The sequence below is a fragment of the Nonlabens sp. SCSIO 43208 genome (assembly GCF_050703575.1).
GTDB classification, from domain to species: Bacteria; Bacteroidota; Bacteroidia; order Flavobacteriales; family Flavobacteriaceae; genus Nonlabens; species Nonlabens tegetincola.
In genome coordinates this window covers 2,828,612-2,844,302 of record NZ_CP065365.1, presented here as the reverse complement: position 1 = coordinate 2,844,302, position 15,691 = coordinate 2,828,612, and the positions used below count along the sequence as shown (strand labels likewise).

Here is a 15,691-nt window from a genome sequence, read left to right as displayed (position 1 = left end):
TTGAGGATTCTAAATTCGATATTCTGAATTCAGTATTTAGGATTCGTCATGGGGAATTAGCTCAGCTGGCTAGAGCGCCTGCCTTGCACGCAGGAGGTCATCGGTTCGACTCCGATATTCTCCACGAATGATTAGTAGAGATTAATCATTAAACGTTCATTGACATTTTGAAAAGATCAAAACGAGCATTAGTTCTAATATTAATTAGGATTAATACAAGATAGAAAAAATAATATTACTATATATCGTTGTATAGTAATAGGTATCATAAGCAAATAAGGGCGTATGGGGGATGCCTAGGCTCTCAGAGGCGATGAAGGACGTGATAAGCTGCGATAAGCTGCGGGGATTGGCACATACGATGTGATCCGCAGATTTCCGAATGGGGCAACCCGGCATGTTGAAGACATGTCACCAGTAATGGAGCAAACCCGGTGAACTGAAACATCTAAGTAGCCGGAGGAAGAGAAAACAATAGTGATTCCGTTAGTAGTGGCGAGCGAACGCGGAAAAGCCCAAACCAATTAGGTTACGGCCTAATTGGGGTTGTAGGACTACAATATTTGATGCTAAAAGAATAAGAATCCTTTGGAAAGAGGAGCCAAAGAAGGTGATAGCCCTGTATTGGTAATTTTAGTTATTGATAGTAGTATCCTGAGTAGTGCGGGGCACGGGAAACCCTGTATGAATCTAGCGGGACCATCCGCTAAGGCTAAATACTCCTGAGAGACCGATAGTGAACCAGTACCGTGAGGGAAAGGTGAAAAGAACCCTGAATAAGGGAGTGAAAAAGAACCTGAAACCATACGCTTACAAGCGGTCGGAGCCTTCGGGTGACGGCGTGCCTTTTGCATAATGAGCCTACGAGTTACCGTTGCTAGCAAGGTTAAGTGTTTCAGACACGGAGCCGTAGCGAAAGCGAGTCTGAATAGGGCGCTATAGTTAGTAGTGGTAGACGCGAAACCGTGTGATCTACCCATGGGCAGGGTGAAGCTGTGGTAACACACAGTGGAGGCCCGAACCGGTTGACGTTGAAAAGTCTTCGGATGACCTGTGGGTAGGGGTGAAAGGCCAATCAAACTCGGAAATAGCTCGTACTCTCCGAAATGCATTTAGGTGCAGCGTTGATTTAGTTTTATAGAGGTAGAGCTACTGATTGGATGCGGGGGCTTCACCGCCTACCAATTCCTGACAAACTCCGAATGCTATAAAATGATGATCAGCAGTGAGGGCATGGGTGCTAAGGTCCATGTCCGAAAGGGAAAGAACCCAGACCATCAGCTAAGGTCCCAAAATGTATGTTAAGTTGAAAAAACGAGGTTGTACTGCTTAGACAGCTAGGATGTTGGCTTGGAAGCAGCCATTCATTTAAAGAGTGCGTAACAGCTCACTAGTCGAGCGGTACGGCATGGATGATAATCGGGCATAAACATACTACCGAAGCTATGGACTCCATTGAGAGTGGTAGGAGAGCATTCTAATTGTGTTGAAGGTGAACTGTGAGGTTTGCTGGAACGATTAGAAACGAAAATGTAGGCATAAGTAACGATAAAGGGGGCGAGAAACCCCCTCACCGAAAGACCAAGGTTTCCTCAGCTATGCTAATCAGCTGAGGGTTAGTCGGGTCCTAACGCGTACCCGAACGGGGAAGTGGATGGATAACAGGTTAATATTCCTGTACCTGCTCACAATAAAAGTGACGGAGGTGTGAATTTGGTGCGTACTGACGGAAATGTACGTTGAACCAACTGTTAAGGTTGGGATAGTACCACAAGGCTACGGCTACGTGGATAATCCAGAGGAGCAACTTCCAAGAAAAGCAAGTGAAGCAGCCCGTACCGTAAACCGACACAGGTGGTTGGGATGAGAATTCTAAGGTGCTCGAGTGATTCATGGCTAAGGAACTAGGCAAAATAGACCTGTAACTTCGGGAGAAAGGTCCCCTATTTAATAGGGCGCAGTGAAAAGATCCAAGCGACTGTTTATCAAAAACACAGGGCTCTGCAAAATCGAAAGATGAAGTATAGGGCCTGACACCTGCCCGGTGCTGGAAGGTTAAGAGGAGGGTTTAGCTTCGGCGAAGATCTGAATTGAAGCCCCAGTAAACGGCGGCCGTAACTATAACGGTCCTAAGGTAGCGAAATTCCTTGTCGGGTAAGTTCCGACCTGCACGAATGGTGTAACGATTTGGATACTGTCTCAGCCATGAGCTCGGTGAAATTGTAGTATCGGTGAAGATGCCGATTACCCGCTACGGGACGAAAAGACCCCGTGCACCTTTACTATAGCTTAGTATTGATTTTGGATAAGTAATGTGTAGGATAGGTGGGAGACTATGAAGTGACGTCGCCAGGCGTTGTGGAGTCATTGTTGAAATACCACCCTTTGCTTATTTGAAATCTAACCCAGAAATGGGGACATTGCTTGGTGGGTAGTTTGACTGGGGTGGTCGCCTCCAAAAGAGTAACGGAGGCTTCTAAAGGTTTCCTCAGCACGCTTGGTAACCGTGCGTAGAGTGCAATGGCATAAGGAAGCTTGACTGAGAGACATACAGGTCGATCAGGTTGGAAACAAGAGCATAGTGATCCGGTGGTTCCGCATGGAAGGGCCATCGCTCAAAGGATAAAAGGTACGCCGGGGATAACAGGCTGATCTCCCCCAAGAGCTCACATCGACGGGGGGGTTTGGCACCTCGATGTCGGCTCGTCACATCCTGGGGCTGGAGAAGGTCCCAAGGGTTGGGCTGTTCGCCCATTAAAGTGGCACGCGAGCTGGGTTCAGAACGTCGTGAGACAGTTCGGTCTCTATCTGTAGTGGGCGCTAGAAATTTGAGTGAATCTGACTTTAGTACGAGAGGACCGAGTTGGACTGACCGCTGGTCTACCAGTTGTTCCGCCAGGGGCATTGCTGGGTAGCTACGTCGGGAAGGGATAAGCGCTGAAAGCATATAAGCGCGAAACCCATCACAAGATGAGATTTCTTTAAAGGGTCGTGGGAGACTACCACGTTGATAGGTCATAGGTGTAAAGGCAGTAATGTCATAGCCGAGTGATACTAATTACCCGTAAGCTTAGATACCTCTATCTACTTGTATTGATTTTGAACTTTTCAAAATGTCAACATATACAGTTGGATTATTTTAATTTAACTGAAACCTTTAAGGTGGTTATAGCAATGGGGCTCACCTCTTACCATTCCGAACAGAGAAGTTAAGCCCATTAGCGCAGATGGTACTGCATTTGTGGGAGAGTATGTCGCCGCCTTCTTTTAAAACCCTTATCAATTTGATAAGGGTTTTTTGTTGTGGTAAATTTTTTCTAATTAGAAATAAATTAAATAAAAGGCTGTTATTATTTATTTAATAACAGCCTTTTATTGTATTCTATTAATATGTTCTTTAGAGTTGAAATAAAGAATATGTGCTCATCATCAAATTGATTTGTTCTTTTATAGATTTTAATTTACTCTCATCGTCTTTATTTGTGATTGCGTCACTTATATATTGAGATATTAGACTCATTTGATCTTCTTTCAATCCTCTTGTTGTTACAGCTGCAGTTCCTATGCGTATACCACTTGTTATAAACGGTGACTGGTCGTCAAACGGCACCATATTTTTATTTACGGTTATATCTATCTTACCAAGAAGCTCTTCTGCGTCTTTACCCGTAATGCCTTTGTTTCTTAAATCGATTAACATCATATGGTTATCTGTACCATCAGAAATAATATTAAACCCTTTATCGATTAAGGCACTTGCGAGTGTTTGTGCATTTTTCTTTACTTGAACCATGTAATGAAGAAAATCATCAGAGAGTGCCTCTTTAAATGCCACTGCTTTAGCAGCGATTATATGCTCTAAAGGACCTCCTTGATTACCAGGAAATACAGCACTGTTTAACAATGATGACATCTTTTTCAATTTACCGCTCTTCAAACGTTGATCAAATGGATTTTCAAAATCCTTACCCATTATAATAATTCCTCCTCGTGGACCTCTTAATGTTTTGTGAGTAGTTGACGTACAGATGTGAGCGTATAAGACTGCATCATTTAGAATACCTTTGGCAATTAGTCCAGCGGGATGTGCAATATCTGCTAGTAGTATAGCTCCAATTTTATCTGCGATTTCTCTAAATCTTTTGTAGTCAATATCTCTACTATAAGCACTAGCACCAGCTATTATAAGTTTAGGTTTTTCAGCTTCTGCTATTTTCTCGATGTTATCGTAGTTAAGTAAACCAGATTCCTTATTAACACCGTAGAAGGATGTTTGATAAAGTTTTCCAGAAAAGTTCACAGGTGAACCATGTGTTAAATGACCACCATGAGCTAAATCAAATCCTAGTATTTTATCACCAGGAGAAAGGCAAGCATGAAATACAGCTGTGTTAGCTTGGCTACCAGAATGAGGTTGAACATTTACATATTCTGCATTAAATAATTCTTTAGCTCTTTCTATGGCTAGATTTTCGATTTCATCCACAATTTCACAACCACCGTAGTATCTCTTGCCAGGATAGCCTTCTGCATATTTATTAGTTAAAATAGAACCTGCTGCAGCTAGAACGTCTGGGCTTACATAGTTTTCACTAGCAATTAATTCTATACCATTTGTTTGACGGATTCTTTCCTGATCAATCAAATTGAAAATTTCCTTATCTCTGTGTGCCATATTATATTAATTATTTGACAAAAATACATGTTGCTATATATAATCTATACTTAAATTATATATTTGATTAGTACTTTTCAACAACAATAACTTACGGTATGCCAAATAAAACTAACGACCCGAATAGAAAATCATGGATCGGCTATAATCAAGATACTCATTTTCCTATACAAAATATTCCATTTGGAGTTTTTTTGACTAGAGATAATGTAATTACAATAGGTACAAGGATTGGAGATTATGCCATAGATCTAGGTGCCTTGCAAGAAATGAATTACTTCTCAATGATCCCGTTGACTGATGACATGTTCATGCAGGATACTCTTAACGATTTTATTTCGGATGGTAAAAAAACATGGAGACTAGTTCGTAATAGAATTGGCGATATTTTTGATAAAAACAATCCAGAATTAAGGGACAATAAAGAACATAGAGATAGAGTAATCTTCGCTATGGACGAAGTTGAAATGCAATTGCCAGTTTCAATAGGTGATTATACTGATTTTTATAGTAGTAAAGAACATGCAACCAATGTTGGAACCATGTTTAGAGATCCCGAAAATGCTCTTTTACCTAATTGGTTGCATATGCCAGTAGCATATCATGGGCGTAGTAGTACAATTATCCCATCTGGTATCAATATTCATAGACCACAAGGACAAACTATGCCAGCAGGTTCTGATGCACCTGTATTTGGTCCTTCTAAATTAGTAGATTTTGAATTAGAAATGGCATTTATAACTACTGATGCCAATAATCTAGGACATCCCATTCCAGTAAATGAAGCAGAGGATTACATTTTTGGTATGGTTTTATTTAATGACTGGAGCGCAAGAGATATCCAGAAATGGGAATATGTTCCCTTAGGTCCATTTCTTGCTAAAAATTTTGCTAGTAGTATTTCTCCATGGATTGTTACCTTAGATGCTTTGGAACCTTATAGGGTAGAAAGTCCTAAAAGGGAGAAACCTGTGTTAGATTACCTTAATAGTAAAGGGAAAAAAAGTTTTGATATTCATCTAGAAGTGGATATAACCCCAGAAGATGGAAAACCAACAACAGTTTGTAAATCCAATTTTAAGTACATGTATTGGAATATTTCACAACAACTAGCACACCATACCATTAATGGTTGTAGTGTGAATAGCGGTGATCTAATGGGTAGTGGAACTATTTCTGGACCTACGCCAGATAGTTATGGTAGTATGTTGGAATTGAGCTGGCGAGGTGAGAAACCGGTTAAACTTAACGATGGTACAGAACGTAAGTTTATTCAAGACAACGATACGGTTACATTGCGTGGTTATTGTAATAATGGTCCTTTTAGAATAGGTTTTGGCGAAGTAACAAATAAGCTTTTACCAATCTACGAACCTAAAACAAAGAATAAATAATATTACGCTTTCGCGAAAGCGTATCAATTCCAATTTGTTCTACAATTCAAAGAACTATAGTAAGATTAATGGACGACTGTCATATTTCATATCAAGATCTAAGATATTTTTCTAACCTAATAAAGGATTATTTAGATGAAAAACCTGATGTTAAATCTTTATACCACAGATTTCCAAATATTAAAAATTTTGAAAATCAAATAGAAGAAAAGTCCATAGAATGGTCTTCAAAATCACTAGAGCGACAAAATTTGGTAAAAGTCCTAAGAGATCAATACAATGGTTTGGAAGATATTGATAAAGTTCTGTATAATATTGATTTACTCGAAAAAGAAAACACATTCACAATAACTACTGGACATCAATTAAATCTATTTACGGGTCCTTTATATTTTTTCTATAAAATCATAGACACCATAAACCTAACCAACAAACTAAGGTCATTTTATCCCAAGTATAATTTTGTGCCTGTATACTGGATGGCTAGTGAGGATCATGACTTTGAAGAAATTCAATACTTTAACTATGCAGGGAAAAAAATTGTTTACGAAACAGATCAAACAGGGGCAGTAGGTAGATTTGAAAACCGTGAATTAAATAAGGTTTATAAAGTTCTTGAATTGTCTTTGGGTAAAAGTGATTACGCTCAGGAATTATTACAAACATTTGAAAAAGCCTATTTAAAAACCAGTTCGTTATCTGAAGCCACTAGGGTACTAGTTCATCAATTTTTTAAAGATGATGGGTTACTTATTCTAGACGCTGACGATACAACGCTAAAAAGAACAATGTTTCCTTTTTTTAAACAGGAATTTACAGATCAAAAATCTTATAATCAGGTGAACAATACTCTTGCTAGTTGGCCTGAAAAATATAAGGTTCAAGTAAACCCTAGAGAGAACAATTTGTTTTATCTAAAGGATAATTTAAGGTCTAGAATAATTTCTCATGAAAATAACACCTATTCGATTGACGGTACAGATTTAAAATTTGACAAGAAGGAAATTTTGGAAGACCTAAATAAACACCCAGAAAGATTTTCACCTAATGTTATATTGAGACCTCTTTATCAAGAAGTTATATTACCTAATTTGTGTTATATAGGTGGTGGTGGTGAAATGGCCTACTGGTTGCAATTAAAGCAAATGTTCGATAGTTATAACGTGACGTTTCCAATATTACTTCTTAGAAACAGTGTGTTGATTGCAACTGAAAAGCAGCTTAGAAAATTAACAGCCCTCAAATTGTCTGTGCAAGAATTGTTTTTACATCCGGACGAGCTCAAAGAAAAGGTTACCAATTTGCATAGTGAGATTGAAATAGATTTTTCTAATCAGAAGAGTCATCTTAAAAAGCAATTTCAGGATTTGTATGAAATAGCGACAAAAACAGATCACTCATTTTATGGAGCAGTGGCAGCACAAGAGCGTAAACAGATAAAAGGTCTTGAAAATTTAGAAAAGAGACTCCTTACAGCTCAAAAACGTAAATTAAAGGATGTGAATGAAAGAGCATTAAAGCTGCAAGAACAGTTGTTTCCTAATGGTAATTTACAAGAGAGAGTTCTTAATTTTTCATCCTTTTATGAAAAATACGGTTCTCAATGGCTGGAAAAACTGAAGAGTAATTTAAATCCATTTGATTTAAGGTTTACGGTGATTGAATTACCTGATTGATAAGATATAGTTGTTAACAAAACCTGATGACAATTATTTAAAAGCCTGATGGCTTTTTTCTAGCAAAAGGGTAAATTTGCCCATGCAACATGACAAGGTACTTATAATCGATTTTGGCTCGCAGTATACTCAGCTTATTGCTCGCCGTGTTAGAGAACTCAATATCTATTCTGAAATTCATCCCTATCATCACTTGCCTGATGATATCGATGGATTTAAAGCCGTAATACTTTCTGGTAGTCCAATGTCTGTAAGGTCTGATCAGGCATTTCACATAGATCTAGATTCTATACGTGGTAAAAAGCCACTTTTAGGTGTTTGTTATGGAGCACAGTACCTTGCACATTTCCATGGAGGTGAAGTAGGAGCTAGTAGCACAAGAGAATATGGACGAGCTAATTTGAATTACGTTCACCCAGATGAGCCTTTTTTCAAAGGAATAAACAAAGGCAGTCAGGTCTGGATGAGTCACAGTGATACAATTAAAAAACTTCCCACAGGCGGAACACTTTTAGCTTCTACAAATGATGTGGAGAATGCCGCATACAAAATAGAAGGAGAAAAAACCTATGCTATTCAATTTCATCCAGAAGTTTATCATAGTACAGATGGTAAGTTACTACTGCAAAACTTTTTGATAGACATAGCCGAAGTAAAACCAGACTGGACGCCTAATGCTTTTGTTGAAGAAACAGTTGCCCATCTTAAAGAGAAAATAGGTGATGATAAAGTGGTATTAGGATTGTCTGGTGGAGTAGATAGCAGTGTGGCTGCTATGTTACTGCACAAGGCGATAGGAAACAATCTGTATTGTATTTTCGTAAACAACGGCTTACTTCGTAAAAATGAATTTACTCAAGTACTTCATCAATATGAAGGAATGGGACTTAATGTAAAAGGAGTGGATGCTTCGGCACGATTTATGGAAGCACTTGCTGGTGAAAGCGATCCAGAGAAAAAACGTAAGGCAATAGGGCGTGTGTTTATAGAAGTATTTGATGATGAAGCTACTTCTATCAAAGACGTTACTTACCTGGCACAAGGAACGATTTATCCTGATGTGATAGAAAGTGTAAGTGCTACTGGTGGACCTAGTGCCACGATTAAATCTCATCACAATGTAGGAGGATTGCCAGATTTTATGAAATTAAAAGTGGTAGAACCTCTTAAGGCATTGTTTAAGGATGAAGTTCGTAGAGTAGGAGCAAGTATGGGAATGGCACCAGAATTATTGGGTCGTCATCCTTTTCCAGGTCCAGGATTAGCTATTCGTATTCTAGGTGATATCACACCAGAAAAAGTCGCTATACTGCAAGAGGTAGATGCTGTTTTTATTGAGAATCTTAAAAAATGGAATCTTTATGATAAAGTATGGCAGGCAGGAGCAATCTTACTTCCTGTAAATTCTGTAGGAGTGATGGGTGATGAACGCACTTATGAAAAATGTGTAGCTTTAAGAGCTGTAGAAAGTACAGATGGTATGACCGCCGATTGGGTGAATTTACCTTATGAATTTTTACAAGCTACCAGTAATGAGATAATAAATAAAGTAAAGGGCGTTAATAGAGTAGTGTATGACATTAGTTCAAAACCGCCAGCAACAATAGAGTGGGAATAATATGAAGCATTTTATATATAGTTTATTAATTATTTGTCTCGCTTTCGCGAAAGCGAGCTGTGCAAGCGCACAAACCTATAAAAAGCATACAGTTGATCAGGGTGAGACCTTGTATAGTATAACGCAGTTATATGACGTAACCGAAGATGCTCTAGTTCAACTTAATCCCGACCTTAAATCAGGATTAAAAATGGGTGCAGTACTATTGATACCTGAAAAGTCTGGCAAGCAAGATAGTAGGATTGAAAAATATATCACCCATAAAGTTAAACGAAAAGATAATCTTTTTAGACTTGCTCAAAAGTATGGGATTGATGAACTAGATATAAAAGAGGCCAACAAAGAATTATACTCAAAACCCTTAAAACGAGGTGATAAAATAAGAATTCCTGTTTTTGCCGAAGACCAAAAGCAACAAGTGACACAGGATAATTCACCTATCACTTTGATAGATGGACAATATAAAGTCTTGCCCAAGGATACTAAATACGGTATAGCAACTAGATATGGTATAAAAGTTAAGGAATTAGAAAAACTTAATGATGGTTTAGATAACTTACAACCTGGAATGATAATCAACGTTCCCAAAAAGAATACCATTGAAAATGAAGGGTCAACTGATGCAAGTAAATTTGTGACCTACACTGTGCCGGCAAAAATGGGAATGTATTCGCTTACTAGATTAGCAGGAATTTCCGAGGATAGTATAATATCTTTAAATCCTGATGTTAAAGAAGGTCTCAAAGTTGGAATGCAATTAAAATTACCTGCCAGAGTTAACCTAGATAATGGTTTAAGTGGTAATGGTATAAATACAAATAGGTTATATAGCAATTTACGAGATAGTATTGTTAATTATGACCAACAGCGTATAGCAGTAATGCTACCTTTATCATTGCATAAAATTACTGAGGAACAATCCCAGGATGATAGATTGCAAGCTGATCGTACTCTAAGGATTGCCCTAGATTTCTATAGTGGTATGCAGGTAGCCAGAGACAGTGCCAAAAAATTAGGAATAGACGTCAACTTTGATTTATACGACACTCGTAAAAGTTTAGATAGAACAAAATCCATTTTAAATCAAACAGATTTTTCGAATTACAATACTATTATTGGTCCATTGATGGGTAAAAATGTAGTAGAGGTGGCAAAACACGTAAAAGGAGATGATATTCCTGTGGTGAGTCCTCTCACAACAACCGATGTAAGACTGTATAAAAATCTTTTTCAATCAAGACCTGTAGATGAGCTTTTTATTGAAAAAATGCAAAAATATATCCTTAGTATTAAGGAAGGAAAAAATATTATTATAGTTACAGACAATACAAAGCCTGAGCTTAAAAATTTATTTGCAAACCTTGTTCCCGAAGCAAAACTGTTAATTCCTAATCAAAAAAAGAATTACATTTTTAGTCGTCACTATTTTGATGCCTTGGATAAGGAAAAAGAAAATTTAGTAATTCTTGCAGTTGATAACGTTGGATTTATCACTGATGCTGTTTCTAATTATAGCGCAAAGGCTGATGACTTTAAAATCACCATGATAGGAATGGATAATTACGAGGATATGGATTTGTCAAATACTCGACTTGCGCAGCTTAATTATATTTACCCAAAAATGAATAGAGATTCTGGTGGTGATACCGCTTTCGCGAAAGCGTACTATCGAGCACACAATATTTCACCCAATGAGTATGCAGCAAGAGGATTTGATGTAACTATGGATGTGATATTAAGACAAGCTAGCGCTAGTGATTTATTTGAAAGTGCCATGCGCCATGGAGCAACAACGATGGTTGAAAACAAATTTGATTATCGAAAGAAGTTTCTTGCGGGATATTATAATGAAGCAGTTTTTCTATTACAATATCAAAAGGATTTATCTATAAAAGTTATTGATGTGGACTCGTCTGAGGAAACAAAAGAGAATTAATTAAACGAATAGTTGAGATATGACATCAAGGGTTGAGTATTTAGGAGATTTAAGGTGTAAATCTGTTCATATTAAAAGTGATAACTCATTCGTAACAGATGCTCCTACTGATAACAATGGGAAAGGAGAAGCCTTTTCACCAACTGATACTGTGGCAACAGCTCTTGCAAGTTGTATGCTTACTGTAATGGGAATAAAGGCAAATGATCTTAATCAGGATATTTCTGGTAGTTGTGCTCATGTGTTAAAAACAATGGCAAGTGAACCTCGAAGAATTTCTAAAATAGAAGTTTCACTTGAAATGAAGGGTAATTGTGATAAGCGCACTCAAATTATTCTTGAGAGGATAGGGAATACTTGTCCTGTACTAAATAGCTTGCATCCTGACATTGAAAAGGTAATTAAGTTCAACTGGGAATGATGAAACTTGCTTGGTGTTTCGTTTTTCTTTTAGTTCTTAATTCTAATCCTTCAGAATATTTTACTTATGCGGATCATCCTGTATTGACCTGGGAAGATTTTAAAGGTATTCCACCACAAAATGCGAGACATTTTGCGAGTGTCAACACAGGTATAGCCTATAGTTATGAGGTTAAGATTTTAAATGGTGATTTTCATTTGAGCTATGAAATAGAAAGTCAATTTTATCCTCAGCTCAGTTGGAAAAAAAATATACAAGAAAGTAGTAGAGATTTACTTGCTCACGAGCAATTGCATTGGGATATTTCTGAAATTTATGCTAGAAAACTTAGAACAGCTTTAAGCAAATATCGACCTAGAAAGTCATACAAAACTGATTTGAATGAAATCTTCCAAAAAATTGAATCAGAAAGACGAAAGCTACAAAAGCAGTACGATAGGGAAACTAATCACGGTATCGACAAGGAAGAACAAGCTAGGTGGTACATAAAAATCAAGGAGCAACTTTTTAAAACTACTCATCTATAATTTGATAGTGGTATTAATTGATTTTAAAATGTGAGGCACTTCACTTAAAGAGAAAGTTCCTGTTAAAGTAATCTGTTCATTGTTTCTATTGAGCTTAATATTAGCTTTTTCAACTGGATAGTATCCAGTCGCTCCTCTACAATTACACAATCTACCGAAAGACAAATCCTTGATATTTTCCTGATTGTACTCGTAGGTACCATTCTCGTTAGGAATTAAAATGTGAAGTTCTTCCTTGTAATAAGAATCTGCAATGTTATTCATCTCATCTCTTAAGAAGGAATAACGAACAGAACTTTGATCAGAGTTCATCTTTTTAATGTAGGTGGCACCATATTCATCTGCTTGTATCTTGAAAATTGTATTTTCAAAAAACTCAGATTGACATGTGCCTCCTTCTGGGCAATTGGATGAACTGTTTTTCATTATCATATCCTTTTCAGTTTTACATCCCAAGGTTACAGTTAGAACAATTAAAAGAAAGATCTTCATTATAGAAATTTTAAATTTTTGTCCACTATTCATTATGAGTTTGTTTATATAAATGTGATGATTAAACGTTATTTTTACAGCATAAGATATAGATTATGCAAAACAAATACCCTTCTAATGCTTTATTTTTAGTTTTAGTAATATTGATTTCATCAATTTCGATTGCTCAAAATAATTTTTTTAAACAAATTTCTAAAATTCAAATTAAGGATTCTGATAAACTCGAAAGGAAATCAGAGCCTTTTAGGTACAAACTTTATTCTATCGATGTAAATCAAATTAAGGCATCGATTATTAATGCTCCTCATCGTTTTGATAGTACCACCCATAGCTCTGACATTATCACCTTGCCTACAAGCCATGGTGTTTTGGATTTTGAGGTTTACGCAGCACCTATTATGGAAAAAGCATTGCAGGATAAGTATAGCGATATCAATTCTTATATAGGCTATTCAACAGATAATTCCAGTACTCAAATTCGTTTTACAATCACACCATTAGGATTTCACGGAATGATTTATAACCCAGAATCTGGATTGGAATTTATTGATCCTTTTACAAAGGATAGATCAGTTTATATATCTTATTCAAAACAGGATCTACCAGTTATTGATGCTGGCGGTTATTGTACACTAGATACGTCAAATGTTCAATCACGTGAGGATCATAGCCACGATATTTCTAAGAATGCAAATGACGGTCAGTTGCGTACTTATAGAATTGCTATAAGTGCTACCATAGAATATTCTAGATTTCATTGGGAACGAGCAGGTTTTACAAATACAGACACTGAACAAGTACGAAGAGCGGCTGTTCTAGCAGCTATGAATGTAACACTCGCGCGAAACAATTTTGTTTATGAACAAGATTTATCAGTTACAATGAATTTAGTGGCTAACAATGATTTATTAATTTTTATCAATTCTGATAATTTAAGCAACGACAATGCTGGAGCAATTTTACCTCAAAATCAGCAATTAATTGACTCAACTATAGGGTCAGGTAATTACGATATTGGACATGTTTTCACAACTGGTGGTGGTGGTTTGGCTTCGTTAGGTAGTGTTTGCGTACCTGGTAGAAAAGCACAAGGAGTAACTGGACGAGCACAACCAATTGGAGATCCATATGATATTGATTTTGTAGCTCATGAATTAGGACATCAATTTGGTGCGCCACATAGTTTTAATGGTACAGCAGGAAGCTGTTCGGGTGGTAATAGAAGTGGTGGATCTGCCTATGAAGTAGGAAGTGGTTCAACAATTATGGCATATGCAGGAATTTGTCCACCTCAAAACGTTCAACCTAATAGTGATGCTTATTTTCATCAAACGAGTATTAATAGTATATGGAATACAATCGATTTTACCTGCGCACAACAAACTCCTACTGGAAACTCTCAACCAACTGCAAATGCTGGTTTAGATTATTTTATACCTAGTCAAACTCCTTTCAAATTAACTGCAAGCGCAACGGATGCAGATGGTACTGCAGGGTTGACATATACTTGGGAGCAATTTGATCTTGGCTCAGCAGGGTTGCCTAGCCCAACTAATACTACAGGACCACTATTTAGATCTTTTCAAGGAACTACTAGTCCTACAAGATTTATCCCACAGCTTGAAGATATAGTTGCAAATGGAGGAGTATCTACAGAGTGGGAAGTACTTCCTTCTGTAACAAGGGGAATGAATTTTACCGTAACCGTAAGGGATAATGATGCAAGAGGTGGACAAACGGACTCTGATACCATGAGAGCTACTTCAATAACCGCTGCAGGACCCTTTAGAGTTACATCTCAAAATACTACGGGTATAGTATGGTTGCCAGGAAGTACTGAAACCATTACTTGGGACGTAGCAGGAACCAATGCAAACGGTATTAATGAAGGGTTTGTTAATATTGTTTTATCAACTGATGGTGGTCAAACCTTCGATACTGTTTTAGCATCAAACGTTCCTAATAATGGTTCTTATGATTTGATAGTTCCTGGCGGAATTGTAGCGCCTAATTGTAGGTTAATGATAGAGGCAGCTAATAACATCTTTTTTAATATAAATGATGAAGATTTCAATATAAACGCAAATGTGCAAACCACTTGTGATACCTATTCTTCAGGAAGTATCAACTTACCTATTCCTGATGGTCAAGGAAGTAATGTTCAAGGAGCTGTATTAGCAAATCAAATTAACATTCCAGTTTCTAATATTTCCCAAGAAATTAGAATAGATTTAGATATTACACATGACTATGTTCAGGACTTAGTAGTACAAGTTAATAATCCGAACGGTGATGTTGCTACGATTTGGGGTAGAACATGTATTGGTGAGGACGATATTGATATTTTGTTTCAAGATGGTGCACCTGATGTTGTATGTGTTAGTCCTGTTTCAGGAACTTACTCTAGTCCGGTTGATCCTATGTCAACATTATCAAACAGTGATGTTAATGGCAATTGGACTATAGTAATGGCAGACTTTTTTAATGGAGATGCTGGTGTATTGAATCAATGGGCTGTTCAAGTATGTCAAACAACAGTCACTCCGTTGAGTAATCAGGATATTGTATTGACTCCGCAAGTTTCTATATATCCAAATCCTGCTACAAATTCATTCAACCTTTTATTAGATCAATGGAATGACGAACCTACTTCTGTAACCTTATATGACCTGTCTGGTAAAGAAATTATAACTCGCAATTTTGAGAACTCGTTTGTAGAGCAGCAGTTTTCTTTGGAAACAATTGCCAGCGGTATGTATATAGTAGAAGTAAAACAAAATAGTAATACGATTTCTACTAAACTCATAGTAGAGTAAGTATATAAAATAAAATTATAATTCAAATCCCTATTCCTCATAAAAAAGGAATAGGGATTCTTTAATAATAGCAACTAAATTTCTTAATCGGTGAAGTGCTTAATAACTACTTCAATTATGCTTACAATCCCATATT

General features: G+C 37.0%; 9 protein-coding genes, 1 tRNA gene and 2 rRNA genes. 10 read left to right on the top strand and 2 right to left on the bottom strand.

Features of this window, described 5'->3' with window-relative positions; genetic code table 11:
• The first annotated feature begins 50 nt into the window (after positions 1-50).
• The 3 genes from I5168_RS13125 (at position 51) to rrf (ending at position 3,266) form a co-directional block, all read left to right on the top strand.
• A tRNA-Ala gene (locus I5168_RS13125) sits at positions 51-124 on the top strand.
• Positions 125-264: 140 nt separating this feature from the next.
• Positions 265-3,078: ribosomal RNA gene (locus I5168_RS13120) — 23S ribosomal RNA — on the top strand.
• Between the two features lie 80 nt (positions 3,079-3,158).
• A 5S ribosomal RNA gene (gene rrf / locus I5168_RS13115) occupies positions 3,159-3,266 on the top strand.
• Between the two features lie 131 nt (positions 3,267-3,397).
• On the opposite strand, the gene glyA is transcribed toward rrf, so the two are convergent.
• Positions 3,398-4,675, bottom strand: a complete 1,278-nt coding sequence (gene glyA, locus I5168_RS13110; protein ID WP_431472064.1) for a serine hydroxymethyltransferase — start codon at positions 4,673-4,675, stop codon at positions 3,398-3,400.
• A 98-nt stretch (positions 4,676-4,773) separates the two neighbouring features.
• On the opposite strand from glyA, the gene fahA reads away from it, so the two are divergent.
• The 6 genes from fahA (at position 4,774) to I5168_RS13080 (ending at position 12,247) form a co-directional block, all read left to right on the top strand.
• Complete coding sequence (fahA, locus tag I5168_RS13105) at positions 4,774-6,069, top strand: fumarylacetoacetase (protein ID WP_105018587.1); 1,296 nt, start codon at positions 4,774-4,776, stop codon at positions 6,067-6,069.
• A gap of 68 nt (positions 6,070-6,137) precedes the next feature.
• Positions 6,138-7,745, top strand: coding sequence for a bacillithiol biosynthesis cysteine-adding enzyme BshC (gene bshC, locus I5168_RS13100; RefSeq protein WP_431472063.1), 1,608 nt, complete (start codon positions 6,138-6,140; stop codon positions 7,743-7,745).
• An 82-nt stretch (positions 7,746-7,827) separates the two neighbouring features.
• Entirely contained in the window at positions 7,828-9,363 is a 1,536-nt protein-coding gene (guaA, locus tag I5168_RS13095; protein WP_431472062.1) for a glutamine-hydrolyzing GMP synthase, read from the top strand.
• 1 nt (position 9,364) lies between these two features.
• On the top strand, positions 9,365-11,299 hold the full coding sequence (locus I5168_RS13090) for a LysM peptidoglycan-binding domain-containing protein (RefSeq protein ID WP_431472061.1): 1,935 nt from the start codon (positions 9,365-9,367) through the stop codon (positions 11,297-11,299).
• 19 nt (positions 11,300-11,318) lie between these two features.
• Positions 11,319-11,720, top strand: coding sequence for an OsmC family protein (locus I5168_RS13085; RefSeq protein WP_042278073.1), 402 nt, complete (start codon positions 11,319-11,321; stop codon positions 11,718-11,720).
• Entirely contained in the window at positions 11,720-12,247 is a 528-nt protein-coding gene (locus I5168_RS13080) for a DUF922 domain-containing protein (RefSeq protein ID WP_431472060.1), read from the top strand. Before I5168_RS13085 ends, I5168_RS13080 begins: the two co-directional genes overlap by 1 nt.
• On the opposite strand, the gene I5168_RS13075 is transcribed toward I5168_RS13080, so the two are convergent.
• A complete protein-coding gene (locus tag I5168_RS13075; protein ID WP_146104989.1) occupies positions 12,242-12,739 on the bottom strand; it encodes a hypothetical protein in 498 nt (165 codons plus the stop codon). The two genes, I5168_RS13080 and I5168_RS13075, sit on opposite strands and share 6 nt — an antisense overlap.
• Positions 12,740-12,834: 95 nt before the next feature.
• Between I5168_RS13075 and I5168_RS13070 the strand changes: the two genes are divergently transcribed.
• Positions 12,835-15,555, top strand: coding sequence for a reprolysin-like metallopeptidase (locus I5168_RS13070; protein WP_431472059.1), 2,721 nt, complete (start codon positions 12,835-12,837; stop codon positions 15,553-15,555).
• Positions 15,556-15,691: the final 136 nt, after the last annotated feature.